The sequence below is a fragment of the Ferruginibacter profundus genome (genome assembly GCF_054783275.1).
The window spans coordinates 433450-452782 of the sequence record NZ_BAAGQW010000002.1 but is presented as its reverse complement, the minus strand read 5'-3'; the positions used below and the strand labels follow the sequence as shown (position 1 = coordinate 452782).

20 protein-coding genes are annotated in these 19333 nt (G+C 38.9%); 6 read left to right on the top strand and 14 right to left on the bottom strand.

Annotated elements, in window-relative coordinates; translation table 11 throughout:
- Positions 1–86 precede the first annotated feature (86 nt).
- From ACYVM0_RS12165 to ACYVM0_RS12145, 5 genes are all read right to left on the bottom strand, one after another.
- The gene (locus tag ACYVM0_RS12165; protein ID WP_460557396.1) at positions 87–1298 is read right to left on the bottom strand and encodes a DUF3570 domain-containing protein; all 1212 of its coding nucleotides are present in this window, start codon (positions 1296–1298) and stop codon (positions 87–89) included.
- 67 nt (positions 1299–1365) lie between these two features.
- Positions 1366–1593, bottom strand: coding sequence for a DUF4266 domain-containing protein (locus ACYVM0_RS12160; protein ID WP_460557394.1), 228 nt, complete (start codon positions 1591–1593; stop codon positions 1366–1368).
- A complete protein-coding gene (locus ACYVM0_RS12155) occupies positions 1590–2549 on the bottom strand; it encodes an FAD:protein FMN transferase (protein ID WP_460557392.1) in 960 nt (319 codons plus the stop codon). The genes ACYVM0_RS12160 and ACYVM0_RS12155 overlap by 4 nt, the downstream gene beginning before the upstream one ends.
- Entirely contained in the window at positions 2536–2976 is a 441-nt protein-coding gene (locus ACYVM0_RS12150) for a thioredoxin family protein (RefSeq protein WP_460557390.1), read from the bottom strand. The genes ACYVM0_RS12155 and ACYVM0_RS12150 overlap by 14 nt, the downstream gene beginning before the upstream one ends.
- Positions 2977–3148: 172 nt before the next feature.
- On the bottom strand, positions 3149–3601 hold the full coding sequence (locus ACYVM0_RS12145) for a hypothetical protein (protein ID WP_460557388.1): 453 nt from the start codon (positions 3599–3601) through the stop codon (positions 3149–3151).
- 148 nt (positions 3602–3749) lie between these two features.
- Between ACYVM0_RS12145 and ACYVM0_RS12140 the strand changes: the two genes are divergently transcribed.
- Complete coding sequence (locus tag ACYVM0_RS12140) at positions 3750–4307, top strand: RNA polymerase sigma factor (protein WP_460557386.1); 558 nt, start codon at positions 3750–3752, stop codon at positions 4305–4307.
- Positions 4308–4310: 3 nt separating this feature from the next.
- Positions 4311–5915: a hypothetical protein gene (locus ACYVM0_RS12135; protein WP_460557384.1), complete on the top strand. Its 1605-nt coding sequence runs from the start codon at positions 4311–4313 to the stop codon at positions 5913–5915.
- A gap of 98 nt (positions 5916–6013) precedes the next feature.
- On the opposite strand, the gene ACYVM0_RS12130 is transcribed toward ACYVM0_RS12135, so the two are convergent.
- The 3 genes from ACYVM0_RS12130 to ACYVM0_RS12120 all read right to left on the bottom strand — a co-directional run bounded on the left by ACYVM0_RS12130 (position 6014) and on the right by ACYVM0_RS12120 (position 8679).
- A complete protein-coding gene (locus tag ACYVM0_RS12130; protein WP_460557383.1) occupies positions 6014–7429 on the bottom strand; it encodes an APC family permease in 1416 nt (471 codons plus the stop codon).
- A gap of 103 nt (positions 7430–7532) precedes the next feature.
- Complete coding sequence (locus ACYVM0_RS12125) at positions 7533–7898, bottom strand: DUF6717 family protein (protein WP_460557381.1); 366 nt, start codon at positions 7896–7898, stop codon at positions 7533–7535.
- A gap of 253 nt (positions 7899–8151) precedes the next feature.
- Positions 8152–8679 (bottom strand): thioredoxin family protein, encoded by a 528-nt coding sequence (locus ACYVM0_RS12120; RefSeq protein ID WP_460557379.1) that lies wholly within the window; start codon positions 8677–8679, stop codon positions 8152–8154.
- A 44-nt stretch (positions 8680–8723) separates the two neighbouring features.
- Between ACYVM0_RS12120 and ACYVM0_RS12115 the strand changes: the two genes are divergently transcribed.
- Positions 8724–9281: a UbiX family flavin prenyltransferase gene (locus ACYVM0_RS12115; protein WP_460557377.1), complete on the top strand. Its 558-nt coding sequence runs from the start codon at positions 8724–8726 to the stop codon at positions 9279–9281.
- A 50-nt stretch (positions 9282–9331) separates the two neighbouring features.
- Here the strand turns inward: ACYVM0_RS12115 and ACYVM0_RS12110 are convergent, their stop codons facing one another.
- Positions 9332–9985 (bottom strand): LolA family protein, encoded by a 654-nt coding sequence (locus ACYVM0_RS12110; RefSeq protein ID WP_460557375.1) that lies wholly within the window; start codon positions 9983–9985, stop codon positions 9332–9334.
- Between the two features lie 244 nt (positions 9986–10229).
- Between ACYVM0_RS12110 and ACYVM0_RS12105 the strand changes: the two genes are divergently transcribed.
- The 3 genes from ACYVM0_RS12105 (at position 10230) to ACYVM0_RS12095 (ending at position 16368) form a co-directional block, all read left to right on the top strand.
- A complete protein-coding gene (locus ACYVM0_RS12105; protein WP_460557373.1) occupies positions 10230–11429 on the top strand; it encodes a DUF4407 domain-containing protein in 1200 nt (399 codons plus the stop codon).
- A gap of 156 nt (positions 11430–11585) precedes the next feature.
- Entirely contained in the window at positions 11586–14174 is a 2589-nt protein-coding gene (gene mutS, locus ACYVM0_RS12100) for a DNA mismatch repair protein MutS (protein WP_460557371.1), read from the top strand.
- A gap of 124 nt (positions 14175–14298) precedes the next feature.
- A complete protein-coding gene (locus tag ACYVM0_RS12095; RefSeq protein ID WP_460557369.1) occupies positions 14299–16368 on the top strand; it encodes a T9SS type B sorting domain-containing protein in 2070 nt (689 codons plus the stop codon).
- Positions 16369–16457: 89 nt separating this feature from the next.
- Here the strand turns inward: ACYVM0_RS12095 and ACYVM0_RS12090 are convergent, their stop codons facing one another.
- The 5 genes from ACYVM0_RS12090 to ACYVM0_RS12070 all read right to left on the bottom strand — a co-directional run bounded on the left by ACYVM0_RS12090 (position 16458) and on the right by ACYVM0_RS12070 (position 19317).
- Positions 16458–16982: a DUF1905 domain-containing protein gene (locus ACYVM0_RS12090; protein WP_460557367.1), complete on the bottom strand. Its 525-nt coding sequence runs from the start codon at positions 16980–16982 to the stop codon at positions 16458–16460.
- Positions 16983–17207: 225 nt separating this feature from the next.
- On the bottom strand, positions 17208–17336 hold the full coding sequence (locus tag ACYVM0_RS12085) for a hypothetical protein (RefSeq protein ID WP_460559875.1): 129 nt from the start codon (positions 17334–17336) through the stop codon (positions 17208–17210).
- Between the two features lie 262 nt (positions 17337–17598).
- Positions 17599–17793 (bottom strand): hypothetical protein, encoded by a 195-nt coding sequence (locus ACYVM0_RS12080; RefSeq protein ID WP_460557365.1) that lies wholly within the window; start codon positions 17791–17793, stop codon positions 17599–17601.
- 406 nt (positions 17794–18199) lie between these two features.
- Entirely contained in the window at positions 18200–18526 is a 327-nt protein-coding gene (locus ACYVM0_RS12075; RefSeq protein ID WP_460557363.1) for a hypothetical protein, read from the bottom strand.
- 41 nt (positions 18527–18567) lie between these two features.
- Positions 18568–19317: an arylamine N-acetyltransferase family protein gene (locus tag ACYVM0_RS12070; protein WP_460557361.1), complete on the bottom strand. Its 750-nt coding sequence runs from the start codon at positions 19315–19317 to the stop codon at positions 18568–18570.
- Positions 19318–19333 lie beyond the last annotated feature (16 nt).

Sequence of the window (19333 nt, the reverse complement as noted above, 5' to 3'; positions counted from 1 at the left end):
AATAACGGCCACTAATTAAAAATACTATACGTGATCATCCATGCAATCCCTGGCAAACAACAACTACAAAGTAGTTTCAAAAATATTTATTTGAATTTTAAATTTAAACTCACAATGTCAGAATTCAATCCATTGGTCCTGTTGTAATGTCCATAGCGTAGTTCAAGCATACTCAAACGTTCAATTCCCAGCACACCTTTTGGTGGCGCAACACGAAAGCCTGCTCCAAAAAAGTTGCTGTTGAATTTTGACAGGTCAGGACTGCTGGTGTAATATTGGTCAGCAGCTGTATGTGCTTCGTAAGCAGCATAATATTTTATTGCTGTTTGAGTATAAAAACGATAGAACGGTGTAACAGAAAAAAACGGTGTCAGTTTCACTGCAGTTTCAAGGTCTATAGTATTGGATTGCAGCCCCCAGTCGTCTTTATAAAAACGATAGAAGGATCGTAAAATAACTTTGTCTCCTAAAAAGTAATTTGCTCTTACACCTAAAGGTATTTTAAATCTGCTGCCCGGTAAGTTTTCCACGTGTACAGATCCGTCTGTAAAATAAACCCTGTGAAAAGGTAATCCCAGGTAACCATTTTGCGAAACAAGATCCGTTAAAAACATCAGCTGGAAATTCCTGTTCACCACCTGCGAATAGGAAAGTGAAGTGCTGAAAGTATTTCTTGCACTAACAGGATATTGATGCTCTCCACGGGATGAAGACGCACTGCTAGTTGAAGCTGGTATCAATTCAATTGGATATACCAGCGAAACCCGGTCGAGATAAGCCTGTGCTTTAATGCCAAACTCACGGTTATTATTTTTAGATTTTTTATTAAAGCTGGCACCGATGCCAAAAGAGGTGTAATCAAATTCTTTAGAAAAAGAAGCATTTAATCCAAATGTATTACCTGTTTTTTCATTCTCTACACTCCATGCTACGGAAGGATAAAAACGAACATCATGAGAAGATGCTGAAGAATTCGCTTTCAGGTCAATTTTGTCAGATGATGCAGAAGTATAAGTATCCACACCTGCTTCTATAGTAACTGAATGTTTGCGTAATTTATAATCGTAACCTACTAATTTCAGGTCAATCACATTAGCAATGTCCGTTAATTTTTCTGTGCCAATGCCCCCGGTAACAGCACTGTTATTTCCATCCTGGTGATAATAGCTGCTGACTAAATTTACTTCATCAATTTTCAGCGGGCGGCTTTGATATACAGAATCAGTGGAGTTAGTTTGAGCAAAAGCTCCAAACAAACCTATATACAGGCCTACTACAGATAAACAGATCTTCTTCATAAGTTATTTTATTTTCCAGTCCTTTTGTCGATATAATTTTTTGCGGATTTTTTACTGGTGGTGTCTGTTAATTACAACCACATCCGCCACCTGTCTTACCTCCGTTAGCACCTGATGCACCTTCACGGTAAGTTTGAAAACTCATTTCGGTCTTCTGTACTTTTCTTGCGCCTAACACCATTTCAGAATCGTTCAGTTTATTTTTTTGATACTCTTTTACGCTGACGCAACTGCCTGCAGCAACAGATACTGTAATTCCGGCTGCAATCATTGTAAGGTTTCTTCTAGTACTCATATCAGGTTAATGTTTTTTGAAGTGTAAATTGTATCCTGTTCATCGATAATGATGCAGGCAATATTTTTTATCTGGTTAATCATATCTAACCCGGCAGTAATGCCCATAATGGTAACCGGAGTTGCCATTGCATCTGCAATTTCTGCATTGGGACTAATTATGGTTACGCTTTTAATACCATGCACCGGCATACCAGTTTTTGGATCAATGGTATGGGAATATTTTCTTCCGTTGATCACCACAAATTTTTCATAGTTCCCGGATGTAGCCACAGCCATGTCTGTAATGTTCATGTAAGAGAATGGCTGGTGAATACTGTTGGGGTTGGCAATACCAATTGTCCACGGTTTGCCATCAGGCTGATAGCCCCATGTGGTTAAATCTCCCGCTGCATTTACAATACCATGCTCAACACCATTTTGTTTTAAAATATATTTGGCACGTTCGGCAGCATAGCCTTTTCCTATACCTCCAAAGCCAATACGCATACCTTTTTCCTTTAAAAAAACCGTATAGTTTTCTCTGTTTAAAATGATGTTTTTATAATTGATCAAACGCACCATTTTCTTTGCCAGTTTTTCATCGGGCAATGTTTTCATGGTCTTGTCAAAATTCCATAAACGTTTATCAATAGATCCGTAGGTAATATCAAATGCACCTTGTGTGATCTCTGATATTTTTACAGAGCGTTGAATGATATCAAAAATTTCTTTGTCAACTTTAACAGGTTTTATTCCTGCATTAGCATTAATTAAATAAGTTTCACTGGTATCGCTGAAGGTGGTGAGTAATCTTTCAATACGCTGTATGTCGGCAATGGCAGCATCTATACAATTGTTAGCCCAGCCTTCATCTTCTTCATCGGCTACCACGCTTATTTCAAACCGGTTGCCCATTAATTTTAAGGTACGCTTAAAAATAGTTTGCGTAAGCGTAAGGGTGTCATTTGCCGGCATTGGTGAATGATTTGATATCGTTTGTAAATTCTGTTGCAGAAATACCGGGGAAGCCATCATAAGTTTTTAAAACTTTACCCCCGGCATCTAATAACAACGTGAAAGGGAATTTTCCTTTGGGATTATATTTATCTGCCAATGCCTCATTTCGTTTTACCTGTTCTTTATCCTGCTGGTTTTTTTTCAACCTGGGAAAATCGGCATTTACCAATACCAGGTTGGCATCTGCATAATTTTTAAATTCAGTGCTTTCAAATATTTCTTTTCGCAACCTTATGCAGGGGCCACACCAATCGGAGCCGGAAAAATTCAAAAGTATCAATTCGTGGTTTTGTGTTGCCGTTTTTTTTGCATCCTCCAGGTTATTCAGCCAGCCGGAGGAGGTGGCAAATAATGATGAGCATAATAGAAGTGTTACGAATTTCATATTGATTGAATTTTAAGTGATCTTTTTACAAGTGATTACCAGTCAGCTAAAACTGTTCCAACAAAATGTAGCAGAGGTAATTGCCGACGCACTTATTGTTAATGTTGTGTTGTATCTGTTTAAAGTAAAGCAGGCTTATAGAAATAAACCCGCTTTTTGTTCGCCATTAAACCTACTTAACCTGTATAACTATTGAAGCTGAATCTTGTCCGTTTTTGCATTGGCCCCTGTCATGACCTCTTACATGCCACATACTATCAATATGATGGTTCCATAAACTATCAGGAAGGTGATGACCGATGCTGTCGTTGTGATTACAAACATGCACGGAATCTAAATCAAGTCCTCTTGCTCTCACACCAATTACATAATTGCCTGGTTGGGAAAATGTAAAATAATTGGTCTTTTCTGTGGTAACGCTGTAAGTTGCCAAAGCAGTGGCGGCTGGTGTTGCCGACCAGCTTAATGTATTTACATTTGTACTGGCAGTAACAGTAACCGTCTGGCCAACGGCCACCTGTGTGGCTGAGGCAGTTAATGAAACGTTACTGCTATCCGTATTGGATTTGTTGCAGGCAAATAAAACTGTAGCGGGAATCAGCAGACTAAAAAGGGCTTTTTTCATAATTGATTTTTTTGAGTGGGCAAATTTTGATAACGTATAATAAAAGCACAGATGCGGAGTTATGGATAAAGGGTTGGGTGCAAAAAAATATTTTATTTCTTAACCCAACCATTTAACAATTGATTGACATCTTAACTGTATTCGCAATATGCAGGACGAACTAAACCAGCTTATACAACTCTGTATTAAAGGGGAAAGACATTCCCAGAGCAGGTTGTATGCGTTGCTGGCACCAAAGATGTTTGTGATATGCCTGCGGTATTCTAAAAACAGGGAAGAAGCAGAGGAAACTTTGCAGGAGGGTTTTATGAAAGTGTTTGAAAATTTGCAGCAGTTTAAATTTGCCGGCTCTTTTGAGGGCTGGGTAAGAAAGATTATGGTGAATTGTGCACTACAGAAATTCAGGAGTAAATCACATCTTCACGCCGTGGTAAATATCGACGATGTACAAACGGAGTATGGCGGCACCGAAAATATTTCCTCTCAACTGGGCACCAAAGAATTATTACAGATGGTACAGCTATTGCCATCCGCTTACCGTATGGTTTTTAACTTGTATGTTTTTGAAGGTATGAAACACAGGGAAATAGCTGAAGTACTGGGTATTTCTGAAGGTACTTCCAAATCCAATTTATCAGATGCAAGAGCTATCTTAAAAAAAGCTGTTGTAAACAGCGCACAAATTGCTAAACAAAATACTAATTAGCTTATGAGCGAAAATTTACACGATATTGATAAATTGTTCAGGGATTCCATTGAAGGGCAGGAAGAGATGCCTTCGGGAAAAGTATGGGATGCCATAGATAACAACCTGGATAAAAGTAATGTTATCCAGATAAAAAGAAAATACAATAATCTTAAAAGATTGGCGATCGCCTTATTACTGCTATTATCAGGTACTATTATTTATGAGATACAATCAAAAAAATATGGCAGGGAGAGAGTGGCGGTAGATATCATGGATAACGGAACATATAGGAAGGTGGCTACAACAAACAATAATGATAGCGTTGAGAAGAATAAACCCGATGTAACTGAAGGGAACCTGAATAGCACAGGTGAAATAGCTACGGGTACCAGCGGTACTGCATCAGACAATACTGAAATGAAAAATGCAGGGAAAGATTTGCAAAGGGATTCTTTGAATAACTTAACCAACAAGGGTGAACAAAACCTGAATCGAAAAACAGCCATTGGTGCAGAACAAAAATCAAAAAATAAGATCAGCATAAAAAATCCTGGAGCTGAAAATGAGGGTGAAATGGTAACTGAAAATACTTCACCTCAGCAGGTAACAAAGTCGCCAATAAAAAAATCTTCCATCCATAAAACAAAAATTACCGTAAAAAATGCAGCTGCACAAGAAGATGAAACAGCAGCTGAAAATGATATTGTAAAAAATCCGGAAAATAAATTGTCATTCATTACAAAGCAAAATGAATTAAGGGCACTGCAAAATGATAAAGCTGAAAAGATAACCGGCGATCTGCAAAAAAAGGGGCTTACAAAAATTGATACCAAAAGAATTACGCCTGATGCTACTGTAGCCGCAGCCCAAAAGAAAAATCTTAAAAACCCTAAGCCTTTTCATGTAAATGTAATGCCGTTTTATTCGCCACAGTTTAGTTTTAACAGGTTAGAAGATGATCATCATGATCCCGGTCCGCAGCCAAGAAATGGCAGGGAAGAAATTAAAAGGGATGAACCACACGAAACATCTTCATTGGTTGGTGTGCTGGTACAGGTTCCGGTAAGTAAAAAGTGGAGTGTACAATCTGGCATTACCTACCTCACTAAAAAAATAAGTATCGAGCCTAAAAAAATATTTGCCAAACTGGATAATGATGGCAAAGTAAAATACCGTTTCGATTGTTCTTCAGGGTATACTTATATTAATCCTAAAACCGGAACTACTCCGGCGGTTGGTGATAGTGTTAGCGCAGCAGCTTCTACCAATACATTGCAATACGTGGGTATTCCGTTAGCAGTTGACTATACCTTTTCATTCGGTAAATTCAGTATTGTGCCTACAGCAGGTACCACCATTAATTTTTTAACCAAGCAGCAAATAGAAACCGAATTAATACAGGGCAGTACAAAAGAAAAACAAACGATCAGTACCATACAAGGGCTTAAAAAAACATACTTTAATGCATTTGCCGGAATTGCTTTGGAGTATAACCTGGGCAAAAGGATTGCCTTGAATCTTATGCCAGCCGGCAGCTTTGCTTTAACGTCAATTAATAAAGATGCGGCAGTAAAATCTTATCCCAATTCATTTGGCGTAGCCGCAGGAATAAAAATAAAATTCTGATATGATAAAGAAAACAATCATTGCCTGCAACCTGGTTGCTGCGGTGTTCACTTTTTTATGTACAGGAAAATTTTCTGTGCATAATAGTGTGTTGTAAATTATTCCACGGCCATTTCAATTTCATCTTCTGAATTTAAGAGGTCATTTGATACATAAGGCCACTTATGTTGCAGTTTAGCATAAATGAAATACACAATTACGCCACTTCCAAAAACAATAAGAAAAGAAACTATTATAGTAAGGCCCGTGGCAATAAAAATAAACAACCACATGGCAATGGCTAAAATAGCCGGCAATGGGTAAAGCGGCATTTTATAAGGCAGGTTTTTGGTGCCGTTTCTGTTGCGCAATAAAATAATACCAACCGCCTGGCCTACAAACTGTACAATGATACGCATAGCCAGGATACCGTCAATTACATGTTTCATTTTAAACAACATACTGAATAAAAATGCAAAGCCTGCCAATATCAATAACGAAACATAGGGAAAATTTTTGGTAGGGTGAAGCTTGCCGAAGATTTTAAAAAATGCACCATCAACTGCTGCGGCATACGGCACTCTTGAATAGCCGAGCATTACAGCAAACAGAGAGGCCAGCGCTACCCACAATATCATTACAGTAGCAACAGTAGCCGCCGTGCCGCCATATAATCGTTCAATAAATATACTTACCACATAATTGCTTTTGTCGCTGATGCTGCCTGTTTTTGTAGCTTCCCAGCCCTTTATTTCCTGCCAGGGAATTACGCTGCTTACACTTACATTCATGGCCAGGTATAAAATGGCAATGCCGATTACAGAAATAAACATGCTTCTCGGAATATTTTTGCCGGGGTTTTTAATTTCTCCTCCTAAATGACAAACATTGTAATAGCCTAAATAACTGTACATCGATTTGATGCAGGCCTGTCCAAATACAAACGATGCTAATTGCGCCCAGTTGAAACCGGTATTAATATCTTTTAATGGCTGTAAAAAATTACCATGAGCAATGCCCCCGAAAATTATCCAGCCTAAAGTAAGCAGCACGCCGCTCCACAACAGCACGCCAATTTTACCAATGCTGTCAACTTTACGGTATAATAAAAAAGTAATGAAGATGATAACGATTCCTGAAACAGCTTTTTGTTCCAATGGCGTAAGCTGAATTAAATAACCCAGGTATTGCGAAAAGCCAATGGCTGCAGAAGCTGCAACTAATGGTGCCTGTATAACGGTTTGCCATACGTATAAAAAGCTCATCATTCTGCCGGCCCCGTTTTTGCCATAAGCCTGTTTTAAAAAATTGTAACTGCCGCCGGCAAGAGGGTAGGCTGCCCCCAGTTCGCTCCAGATCATGGCATCAATCAACGAAAGCACAGCGCCTGCTATCCAGGCATATAAAAACATGCCACCCATTAAACCCATTACAAAAGGCAGTGTTACAAAGGGGCCAATGCCCACCATGTCGATCATATTTAAAACAGTAGATTGAAAAAGCCCGAGGCTGCGTTGAAGTTTTGGTGCCGGCATGTAGTAAATTGAGAACGGAAATTACAACATATAGTTCCCACTAAAAAATGTGCATGTTTATATTACCCGGGTAAAAAAGACTTTTCTTTAAGCCCGGGTATTTTTAAGTTGGGTTGGTGTTTTCTCTTTTGATGAAAATTTGTAAAGGGATATCCCCAAATACGAATTCGGTAACCTTGCACAACCACATTGTTCGGTTGATTTCTTTTCCTTCGTAGTTTTTCAGGATATAATATCCGCCGCCAACATACGGATCACATTTTTCGGTTAGTTCAAGAACATCTGCTTCTTCAAATTGATCCTTAGAAATACAAAGCGTTACAGAGGTCTCATTCCCTGCCATCAGGTCTAGCATTTTGTCTGCCCCGTCTACCATTTGTAAGTCGCCAATACTGCCTCCTTGTTCAATAAATACCGGAAGATCAATGTACCAATCATGTCCACTCTTTGTAAATTTATATTTCTTCATTTTTACTTTTGAGAATTCAACAGTAGAACAAATTTATTCAAAAATTATAACAGCTGCGTGTGCATAAAATAATGGTAGAACTACTGTGTTTCCGTGCGGCTGTGGCAATAACTCAAAAAATGACACAAAAAAACCGGAACCCTTTCGGGGACCGGCACTAATCAAAAACCATTAACCATTAAACCTTATCCTATGAAAAACCAATTATATAGTCGGTTATCAATAATACTCGGTTGCATGGTCATAAATATTTTTACCATTTTGCTGAAAATGCCTTCATGTAATCAGGGAAATTCTTGCTTTTATAAATACCATCGCCAAAAAATTTTAATGGCGGCTCCAGTTCGGATGGTTTAAGGTAACCGGATAATGGGGCCGGTTGTGCATCAATGGCCGATAATAAAACTGTGGTAGGATAACCCATCTGGCCAAATAACAAATAAACAGCAAGATCATTGGCTTTATAAGTAGTATTAAATCCATATTTTTTCCCGTTCAGTACAGCAGAATCCTTTGATTCGGCATTGAATTTTACAGCATAGTAATTTTCGTTAATATAAGTAGCTACTTTATCGTTGCCATAAGTTTCCTTGTCCATTACTTTGCACCAGCCGCACCAACTCGTATACACATCAATGATAATTGGTTTGGGTTGTTTTTTATACACAGCATCCAGTTCATTTAAAGTAAGCCAGTTTATTTTATCTTTTTTTGGGGTATTAAAAGATGAAAATAGTGCCGGAATAACAAGAAGAATGAAAAAATATTTAACCTTTTGCATGAAATAATTGTTTTGTAGCTTAGATGGTTTATAAACGCAAAGTAATGAAGAAAATTGTAGTGGCAATAACCGGTGCAAGTGGTTCAGTTTATCCTAAAATATTAATTGATAAATTACTGCAGGCTAAAGAGCAATGGGCAGACCTGGCCGTGGTAATGACCGAAAATGCTAAACAGGTTTGGGCTACTGAGCTGGATAATGACAGCTATAAAGACCTTCCTGTAAAATTTTACAGCCAGCAGGATTTTAATGCCCCTTTCGCTTCAGGGTCAGGGCAGTTTGATACAATGATCATCATCCCTTGCAGCATGGGTACTTTGGGCAGGATAGCCACAGGCATTTCTAATGATTTAATTACCAGGGCTGCCGACGTTGTTTTAAAGGAGAGGCGGCAACTGATCTGCGTGGCAAGAGATACGCCGTATAACCTTATTCATATACGCAATATGGAAGCCATAACGCTTGCCGGAGGCATCATCTGCCCGGCAACACCCTCATTTTACAGCAAACCAGCAACTATTGAAGAAGTGGCTGCTACCGTGGTTGACAGGGTGCTTGACCTTGCAGGTATTGATGTAAAAACATTCCGCTGGGGTAAATAAAAAAGGATTGAAGTTTTATTTCAATCCTTTTACAAATATGTTTGAACCGTTTATCTTAAATCTACAACATCAACGCCCGGGTATTTTTTCTGGTCAAATATAAATTGTGCATCAGGTACAAGTGCACTGGTATTCATACTTGCAATGGAATAGGTGATACGGTTGCCGGTTTTTTCAAATACTTTTCCCGAAGTAATGGTTTGAGATGCCTTATTAATATTTACCAGCACTTTGTGAAAAGCCTTGCTTTTATCAATAGGGGTCAACTCTACTTCCTGCACGCCTTTTACTTCGCCGTTTAGTTTATACAAAAAATCCTTATCGTAAAAATTGGTGAACAATTTCTGGGGAGTAATGGTATTATTGGTAAGGTCTAATTTACTGATCGTTACTTCATTGCTGGCTTTATCGTAGGTCCACACATTGCTGCCATCGCAAAATACATCCTGGCCCTTAACGCTCATGCGGTATTTGGTGCCTTTCATATATACTGTACCCGATTTGGTACCCAGGCTTTTGCCGGCAGCATTTTCTATTTTTAATGCAAATTTTGCAGTAACACTTTTAAAGGTTTTAAACTTGGCGCTTACAGCATCCAGTACTTTTTTGGCTTCCGGATCGCTTTGGCCCATGCCCTTTGGAGGTTGTGCACTAATGGTAGCTACCATCATCATCAAAAACAACGCACTGTAGATTTTTTTCATATTACCTGAATTTATAAACAAGCCTCTCTTTTTTAAGAGGTTGCAAAGATATGAGAATAGATGCTTTTATACAACCCAAGTTTAACCGGGAGATTTAAGAAACTGTTAATGTATTGCCAGGGCTAAAATAAATGCAATAAGCATCCGTTAATCCATCGGGATTATTTATTTTGCAAATACTTCAACTCTTCTTTCTGGTTCAACTCAACTATTGAACGTTTATTAATTCATTTAACCAATTCAAATGACAGAAAGAAACATTCCGCTTTCTCAAAGGGAAACCTATGAGCCATCTCAACTGACCGAATTTTTATGGTGGTTATCCACAGCCGAAAGGGAAATACTGATTGATTCAGTTGTAGACAGGAACCGCTACCGCATCATTGGCATGACGGTTTTGGCCACATGGTTATTTGCCAGTTTTACGTGGACGTATTTTTTCAGCACCATTGTTGATTCCGGAGTGCTGGCAGTAGCACTGGGTATATTTATGGGTTTTATTATTCTTACTATCGACAGGGCTTTAATAAAAGGCATTACCAAATTCAATAAGAAAAAATTTACACCATTATTATTCAGGGCACTGCTGGCTATTACCATCGGTACATTTATGGCACAGCCTGCCGTATTGTATATGTTTGATAAAGAAATAAAAATGCAGACATCGCTGGATAATGAAAAACGTAAAATGGTAAAGCGACAGGAACTGGATAGCCTGTATAGCAATCGCAAGAACGAATTATTGCTGCAAAAAGAAAAAATTAAAACAGAGCTCGATAATAAATATGCTGATGTGAATAAAGCACGGCAGAATTTTTTAGCCGAAACAGATGGCAGCGGCGGTACAGGCAAAGTGGGCATTAAAGATATTGCGATTGCCAAACGAAATGAATACCAGAAATTAGATGAAGAATACCAGGCACTGATAAAAGCAGATCAGCCTAAATTAAATGATGCCGATAAAGAACTGAATGAGATGGAAGGAAAAATAAAGGCAGAAGAACTGGCTTTTACACAATACCTCAACAATGGTTTTTTAACCCGGGTAGATGCACTGAGTAATTTACTGAAAAATAATTCTGCCCTGCAGTTTCGCTATTACCTGATCGTATTTATTTTAATGCTGATAGAACTGATGCCGGTAATTGCAAAAACACTATTACCCGGCGGCAGCTACGACGAAAAAGTAATGCTGAGGGAGGAAATGGAAATTGAAATTGCCCACAGCAATATCCGCAAGGAAAAGCAATTAAAAGAATTGTACAACCAGATGGCACATGAATACGACGGCGAAGCCATCACAGCCTTTTTCCGGCTAACCAAAGAGGACAGGGCAGAAAAAATAAAGGCCTTCAGCACTAAATGGAAAGAAGAAAATCATCAGACCTTTGACGGGTTGTGGGAAAAGATGAAGAAAGAGATATTGACCAAACAGGATAATTAGTCTGAAAACTGTTACATAAACCCCGTCGTAGGCTATCAGCCCGGTCGGCGGTTGAAAAGAGAAATAACCGCCGCCGGGGTTTGCAACCGCTGACGGGGTTTATTCACCAACTTATAATGTGCAAACATTCATCGTGGTTTCCTATTTTTGCCAACTATGGCAAAAGCAGTTGGCGAAACCCCGTTAATGCAGCAACATAATGCCATCAAGGCTAAATACCCTGATGCTATTCTGCTCTTTAGGGTGGGTGATTTTTACGAGACATTTGGTGATGATGCGGTAAAGACCTCCACCGTTTTAGGTATTACCCTTACCAAGCGCAATAATGGAGATGAAAAATCGTCCCAGTTAGCAGGTTTTCCACATCATGCATTAGATACCTATTTACACAAACTGGTAAAAGCCGGTTATCGTGTGGCCATCTGCGATCAGCTGGAAGATCCCAAACAAGCCAAGGGTATTGTAAAACGTGGCGTTACAGAATTGGTTACGCCCGGTGTAGCCACCAGCGATAAATTATTAGAACATAACAGCAATAATTTTTTAGCCGCTTTGCATTTTGATAATGAAAAAGTGGGTATTGCTTTTTTAGATATCAGCACCGGTGAATTTTTTTTAGCAGAAGGTGATGCCGCTTATGCTGATAAGTTATTACAAAGCTTAAGGCCTGCAGAAGTGATTTTTCAGCGCAACAGGCAAAAGCAATTCAGGGAATTATTCGGTACTAAATTTTTTACCTACACATTAGATGAATGGATATTTGCAGAAGCCTATGCCACCGAAAGTTTATTAAAACATTTTGGTACGCACAGTTTAAAAGGGTTTGGCATTGAAAGTTTAACTACAGCAATAATTGCAGCCGGTGCAATACTGCATTATTTAAAAGATACCGAACATCCCAATCTTGGCCATATTACTTCCATACAAAGAATAGATAAAGACGAACATTTATGGATGGATCGTTTTACCATACGCAACCTGGAATTATTTGGTGGAGAAGGGCAGAATACTTTATTGAAAGTAATGGACAATACGGTGAGTGCGATGGGGGCAAGATTGCTGAAGCGCTGGATCATAATGCCCTTAAATAATATTGATAAAATAAATGAACGCTTAAGTACCGTTGAATTTTTTATTAAGGATGTTGATATAAGAAATAAAATTACACACCACCTTAAACAGGCCGGTGATGTGGAAAGGCTGGTGAGTAAAGTGCCGCTGAAAAAAGTAAACCCCAGGGAAGTGTTGCAGATTGCAAAAGGCCTGCAACAAACGGAAGCCATCAAATTGATTGGTGAAAACAGTACCAATGATTATTTAAAAAGATTAGGGGATTCTCTTAATCCGTGTAAATATATTTTAGATAAGATCATTAAAGAGCTGAATGAAAATCCACCTGTTGCGGCTGCAAAAGGCGGCGTGATTGCAACAGGCATTAACGAAGAATTAGACGACCTGAGAAAAATTGCCAGCGGCGGTAAAGATTATTTGCTGCAATTGCAACAGAAAGAAGCTTTGGCAACAGGTATATCTTCTTTAAAAATAAGTTTCAACAATGTGTTTGGTTATTATCTGGAAGTTACACATGCCCATAAAACCAAAGTGCCCGATACCTGGATACGCAAACAAACATTGGTAAATGCAGAGCGCTACATTACTCCGGAACTAAAAGAATACGAAGAAAAAATTGTTGGTGCAGAAGATAAGATCTTACAAATTGAAATGCAGCTCTTCGAAAAATTACTGAACGAGCTGCAGGATTATATTGCACCAATGCAGGTGAACGGGCATGTGATGGCCATACTGGATTGCTTAACCTGTTTTGCCAATAATGCTTTGCACTTCAGTTATAAAAAACCTTTATTGAGTGATGGCGATATTTTAGATTTGAAAGACAGCCGTCACCCGGTAATAGAAAGATACCTGCCCGTTGGCGAACCTTATATTGCCAATGATATTTTACTGGACCCCTCATCTCAGCAAATAATTATTTTAACCGGGCCCAACATGAGTGGTAAGAGTGCCATACTCAGGCAAACTGCACTCATCACTTTAATGGCACATATGGGTAGTTTTGTGCCGGCGTCGGATGCAAAAATACCTTTAACGGATAAGATATTTACAAGGGTAGGCGCAAGCGATAATTTAAGCGGTGGCGAAAGTACGTTCATGGTGGAAATGAATGAAACCGCCAGCATCATCAACAACATCACCAGCCGCAGTTTAATTTTGCTGGATGAAATAGGAAGAGGCACTTCTACCTATGATGGTATTTCCATTGCGTGGAGTATTGTAGAGCATTTGTACAATAGCGCAGCTTCTCCCAAAACATTATTTGCCACACATTACCACGAGTTGAACGAACTGGAAAATAAATTACCCGGTGTAAAAAACTACCACGTTACCAATAAAGAAGTAGGTAATAAAATTATTTTCCTGCGTAAGCTGGCGCCGGGCGGCAGCACCCACAGTTTTGGTATACATGTTGCACGTATGGCCGGTATGCCGCCCTCTTTAATTAACAGGGCCAACGAAATACTGGTGCAGTTGGAGGAGAGCCGCAACAGCAATACCGATGAAGCCGTAAAGCAATTAAGCGCACCAAAGGTACAGCTGAGTATTTTTGATGCTCATTCCGATACCTTTGATGAAATACGCAAATTGCTGGAGACGGTGGATATTAACCGCCTGACGCCGGTGGAGGCTTTATTGAAATTGCAGGAGATCAAAGGGAAGGTGAAATAACCATATCAGTTTTCATTTTATTGTGTAATTACATCATTTCATACATCTTTACTTGTTAAAACCTTATTAACACTTGCAGCATTATTGCGTATAAAGGCATCTTTATAATAATTTCGCCACTGTTATGTTTAAAAAATTACCAGTACTGATTGTTTTGTTGCTTTTTTGCGGCCTGGCCGATACTGCATTTTCGCAGAGTTGTACTACGTTGATCGGGCAAAACCCGGCCCAGGCTATTCCGGTTTGTGGCACCAAAAATTTTCATCAAAGCGGGGCGGCAAGCTGTACTTCACCAATAGCGGCAATTCCCAGTGGCTCCGGTTGCACCACTTACAATGCAGATAATTCTTTCTGGTATAAATTTCATTGCTATCAAACCGGTACACTAGGTTTTGTTATTAATGGTACAACCCCCCAGGCAGATTATGATTGGGAGGTTTTTGACATTACCGGCCGCAATCCCAATGATGCACTTACCGATGCCTCATTACAGGTTTCTTTAAATTTATACGGTGTTAGCAGCAACAATCCACCATTTCCTAATTATCCGACAGGTTGTACGGCTGCAGGCGTGGGCAACTCTCATTGCGAGGGTGAAACTAATCCGTTTAATGCCATGCCAACCATCCTGGTAGGGCACGATTATCTTTTAATGATCACCAATTTCAGAAGTAGCGGAAATGGCTACGACCTTACATTTGGCGGAGGTACAGCAAACATCACAGACCCCTTGGCACCACATTTGTTAAGTGCAAGAGCAGCATGCGATGGTACCCAGGCAACGATTAAGCTGAACAAACAGATGACCTGTAATTCACTTTCAGCAAACGGGAGCGAATTTTTTATAACACCAGCATTGGCAAACGTTATTGCTGCATCAGGCTTTGGTTGCAGCAACGGGTTTGATATGGACTCGGTGATCCTCACTCTCGATGCTCCATTGCCTCCTGGTAATTACACCATCACCATAAAAAATGGCAATGCTGATGGGAATACTTTAAAAGATTATTGCGATCAATTAATACCTGTGGGTGAAAATATTCCCCTTGTAGTATACCCTGTATTTCCCACGCCAATGGATAGCCTTACAAAACCTGGTTGTGCACCTGATGAATTATTTTTAGATTTCAGTAAACAGCTTCGCTTGATTCGTTGCAGCAGTATTGCTGCTGATGGCAGCGATTTCAGGGTAACAATGATATCGGGTACTACACCGGTTACTGTTATTGCGGCTTCGGGAGTGTGTTCGGCAGATGGATTAACACCGGTAATTAAAGTGAAATTATCTGCGCCTATTCAAACCAAAGGTACTTACCAGGTAGTATTACAAAGAAGCAACACCGATAACAACACCATCATTAATGAATGCGGACAGGAAACACCTGCCGGTGCTGCATTAAGTTTTGAAACAAAAGATACGGTGAATGCCGATTTTACTTACAGCATCAATTTGGGTTGCAAAAGGGATACCATCAATTATTTTCATGACGGCAGAAACGAAGTGAATTTATGGAAATGGAATTTTGATAATATCCGCACCAGTGGTTTACAAAATCCGTCAATGGTGTACGCAACTTTTGGCAATAAAACGGCACAGCTTATTGTGTCTAACGGTGTTTGTAAAGACACATCTGCAATAAAGACAATTCTTTTGGACAATGATTTAAAAGCGGAGTTTGAAGCTACGGCCGTGGTTTGCCCCGGTGACCTGGCCAGTTATAAAGAAAGCAGTATCGGTAAAATTGTTTCCTGGTACTGGGATTTTGGTAATGGTAATACCAGTTTATTACAACAACCACCGCAACAAACTTATCCTTTTTCAACCAGCATCAGGAATGTACCTGTGCAATTAATTGTAACCAATAATTTAGGTTGTAAGGATACTGCAGTGGAAACTATTAAAGTGGTAGGGAATTGTTATATCGCAGTGCCCAATGCATTTACACCTAACCAGGATGGCATAAATGATTACCTCTATCCTTTAAACGCCTACAAAGCCAGAGACCTTATTTTTAAAGTGTATAACCGTTTTGGGCAGCTGATCTTTTCTACTACTGACTGGACCAACAAATGGGATGGTACTTTTAAGGGACAGGGAGCAGATGCTGCAACTTATGTGTGGCTGCTGCAATACACCAATATAGATACGGGCAAGCGTATAGAACAAAAAGGAACAACAATATTGATAAGGTAGGCAGTAGTGAATCGTCAATGGTGAATCGTGAATCGTGAAATGTACCCTTCGGCTGTGCTCAGGATTGAAAATAGTGAATGTGAGGTTATTTAAAGGCCGGTTAATTTTTTTCTTTCCTCTCTTTCTTCTCTTAACATGGCGCCAAAATCCATTTTGCGGATCATGGTTTTAATGACCAGTGCAATTCGTTTGGCTTTGGTTGCATCAGTCTTTGCGCTGTCTATCCATTTGGTAAAATAATTTCTGTGCCCCTGCGGTAAGGCATTAAAATATTGCAATGCTTCAGGTTCATCGGCCATGCATTCTATCAATTCAGACGGAGGAAGAATAGGAGCTGCATCAGCAGTTAATTGCACTTTGATGCCGGCGCCTTTTTGCTTGCGGATACCTTTACGCATAGCTGCATTAATGGCCATTATAAAATCACCTTCGCCCATTGGTATCAGTGCCACTTTTTCAATTTCAAAATCATCCAGTTTGCCTTTTACACGAAATGATTTTTTATTGCCCGGTTTTATTTGCTGCGCAATTTTTGCAGGAATGGTAATATAGGTCCATCCGGTTTTTTCGCCCTGCTTATCAAACTTTAATATAGTGGTGGAAAATTTTACCATGCAGCCATCATTGCAATAAAGTGTTTATGCTTTACAGGCAATAAAGTTAAGTAAATAGAAAAAACAGGAAGAAAAAAATAATCACCTGGTATGATATACTAACCCTGGTGCTGTTTGATGGTACTCGTTGTATTGCACATTGAATGGTACTGAATTCTTTTGCATCGTCGGGGATTTTAGTTTTGTATACCGGTGATAATTATGTACGATCTGCCTGCCAGATAACTAACCGGGTACTGCCCCAACAAAAATATCTGTTGTCCAATATTTATTTTCTGTTATCCTGCTCAGGCTTATCAGTGAAGCTGCTGAATATGAAAATATAGGAGCCCATAAAGTGTTTTTGTATTCCATTGCAAAAACGGTAGCTGCGGCAAATGCCACTGAAGTTTGGCCTGAAGGAAAGGAACTGTTCACTTGTTACTGTTAAAGTCACGGGAAGTATTGCCAAAAGGCACCGGGAATCTTGGCCTGGCTTCTTCGCCGGGGCTATAAATGATGGCCTTGTTCTTCCGGATAAATATTTTAAAGTACTTTCAATAACAGTCCCGGTAAGGTAAGCCTGTGTAGGCAACAGTGTAATATTCTTCATCTTTTCATTTTTAAAAATGAAACCTTAAGTGCTTATTACCGCCAGTGAATAAAACTCATATACACCTCCTGGATTGGAAATAAATTTACTCTCTTTTAAAGCATTGGTATGCCCGGTTCTGAATTGTAATGCCTGCTTTTGTATTGGCTTATCGGCAAAACTTAATGCGGCTGTTGCTAAAGTAAACACACCCAGTTTACCCCGGTATTTACGTGCCATGTGAAATGGTTTTGTAAAATCCTGCTTCAGGTTACTGCCCGGTAAAATAAAATAGGTGCGAAAAGTGATCCTGTTTTTTTATTGTAAGCACCTTCTGTAATATTGTTTATTTGTCTACTGGCTCTGCCAGTTTTTTACTTAAGCGGTCTGATTTTTTATCAGGGTATCCTTTACCTTGCTAAAACTATTTAAAGATAGTAGTGAAAAAAATCAGGAAGAGAAATTTATTCATTATACGGCTTTAAAAACAATTAAAAAGATTACCGGGTAACAGGAATGGATCACTCGTTTTTAAAACTAAAACATTACATAATTTTTAAAATAAGTTACATGGTTCGCATATTGTGTAGCTGCAAGGGGAGGAACTGCAAGGGTGAAGCAAAAGGGTAGAGCACTGAATGTGTTTTTATGAAGTTCTCCTGCCATCAGCATATAATTCTATTGCTGATTGCACACTGTCTTTCAGCAAGCCGGAGGCTTCATCAAAAAAACTGTCTTTATTTTTTTTTGATGCTTTGTTATCGTTTGATTTTTTTATGGCTGCTTTTACGCTTTCAAGGTCATCAAAAAAAGGTGGTATACTTTTTTCATAAAAAGAATTCACCGCCTCAATGGCAATTAAAAGGTCTTCGTATTCAGTTAAGATGTTATTGATGTCTTTTACATTGTCCGGAGAATGCCGGCGTGGTATCCTGCTGAATAATTCATTTAATGCGGCTGTGGTGGCGTTCATTTTTTATGTGATGGTAAACAAATATACGGCAGCAAGAGTTATCAAAGTTTTATTCCAAAGTAATTCCATAATTCCTGTAGTATTTCATGTTCATCGTTTAATTGCCACTCTTTTACTTCTTTGTTTTCGGTTATTTTCAAAATGTCTCCTGTTAAAGTTATTCTTCCGTTTTTTGTTGGTAAGGAGCAAATTCTTTTTTGCATAAAATGAGATGTAGGATTTGTCTGATGATAGTTACACATTTCCCGGAATTCATTCAGCTGCCTTTCCTTTTCTGAAAATAAATATTCCGGTATAAAATTACCTTCCGGATTCTTTTTTGTAACCAGTATGTAATTTTTATAGTTGGCCTCTATTTTAAAAATGCCTCTGGGGTCATTAGTTTCTTTATTCAATACTATTAAAATTGGCTGTAACGAAAATTCACCAAATCCCACGTCTACAAGATAATTGTCTTTGTTTATTTTCACTATCAAAGCCAGATGATCAAATTCCGGACTATACTCTTTTTTACCATCATACACTCTTGCTGAAACCATTTTCACAGCATAGCCAATTTCTTTCAGCAACTCGTAAAATAACCCGTTTAATTCATAGCAAAAGCCACCTCTTTTTCTGGTTACAATTTTATCGTACAAATTTGAAAGATCTATTTTTGTATTGGTATGTATATCGAGGTTTTCAAATGGTACATGCATTAAATGCATGTATTGAAGTTGTGAGAGTACTTGCAATGTACTATCAATGGGGCCATCATAGCCAATTCTTTCCAGGTATTGTTTGATGTTCATTCATAAAATTTGATAT

Bases quoted from the DNA above. Each gene is read 5' to 3' on its own strand.
- ACYVM0_RS12085 (WP_460559875.1), bottom strand. From the start codon at position 17,336: ATGGAATACAAAAACACTTTATGGGCTCCTATATTTTCATATTCAGCA.
- ACYVM0_RS12110 (WP_460557375.1), bottom strand. From the start codon at position 9,985: ATGAAAAAAATCTACAGTGCGTTGTTTTTGATGATGATGGTAGCTACC.
- ACYVM0_RS12120 (WP_460557379.1), bottom strand. From the start codon at position 8,679: ATGCAAAAGGTTAAATATTTTTTCATTCTTCTTGTTATTCCGGCACTA.
- ACYVM0_RS12075 (WP_460557363.1), bottom strand. From the start codon at position 18,526: ATGAACGCCACCACAGCCGCATTAAATGAATTATTCAGCAGGATACCA.
- ACYVM0_RS12155 (WP_460557392.1), bottom strand. From the start codon at position 2,549: ATGCCGGCAAATGACACCCTTACGCTTACGCAAACTATTTTTAAGCGT.
- ACYVM0_RS12080 (WP_460557365.1), bottom strand. From the start codon at position 17,793: ATGGCACGTAAATACCGGGGTAAACTGGGTGTGTTTACTTTAGCAACA.
- ACYVM0_RS12105 (WP_460557373.1), top strand. From the start codon at position 10,230: ATGACAGAAAGAAACATTCCGCTTTCTCAAAGGGAAACCTATGAGCCA.
- ACYVM0_RS12150 (WP_460557390.1), bottom strand. From the start codon at position 2,976: ATGAAATTCGTAACACTTCTATTATGCTCATCATTATTTGCCACCTCC.
- ACYVM0_RS12130 (WP_460557383.1), bottom strand. From the start codon at position 7,429: ATGCCGGCACCAAAACTTCAACGCAGCCTCGGGCTTTTTCAATCTACT.
- ACYVM0_RS12140 (WP_460557386.1), top strand. From the start codon at position 3,750: ATGCAGGACGAACTAAACCAGCTTATACAACTCTGTATTAAAGGGGAA.
- ACYVM0_RS12165 (WP_460557396.1), bottom strand. From the start codon at position 1,298: ATGAAGAAGATCTGTTTATCTGTAGTAGGCCTGTATATAGGTTTGTTT.
- ACYVM0_RS12070 (WP_460557361.1), bottom strand. From the start codon at position 19,317: ATGAACATCAAACAATACCTGGAAAGAATTGGCTATGATGGCCCCATT.
- ACYVM0_RS12095 (WP_460557369.1), top strand. From the start codon at position 14,299: ATGTTTAAAAAATTACCAGTACTGATTGTTTTGTTGCTTTTTTGCGGC.
- ACYVM0_RS12125 (WP_460557381.1), bottom strand. From the start codon at position 7,898: ATGAAGAAATATAAATTTACAAAGAGTGGACATGATTGGTACATTGAT.
- ACYVM0_RS12090 (WP_460557367.1), bottom strand. From the start codon at position 16,982: ATGGTAAAATTTTCCACCACTATATTAAAGTTTGATAAGCAGGGCGAA.
- ACYVM0_RS12160 (WP_460557394.1), bottom strand. From the start codon at position 1,593: ATGAGTACTAGAAGAAACCTTACAATGATTGCAGCCGGAATTACAGTA.
- ACYVM0_RS12145 (WP_460557388.1), bottom strand. From the start codon at position 3,601: ATGAAAAAAGCCCTTTTTAGTCTGCTGATTCCCGCTACAGTTTTATTT.
- mutS (WP_460557371.1), top strand. From the start codon at position 11,586: ATGGCAAAAGCAGTTGGCGAAACCCCGTTAATGCAGCAACATAATGCC.
- ACYVM0_RS12115 (WP_460557377.1), top strand. From the start codon at position 8,724: ATGAAGAAAATTGTAGTGGCAATAACCGGTGCAAGTGGTTCAGTTTAT.
- ACYVM0_RS12135 (WP_460557384.1), top strand. From the start codon at position 4,311: ATGAGCGAAAATTTACACGATATTGATAAATTGTTCAGGGATTCCATT.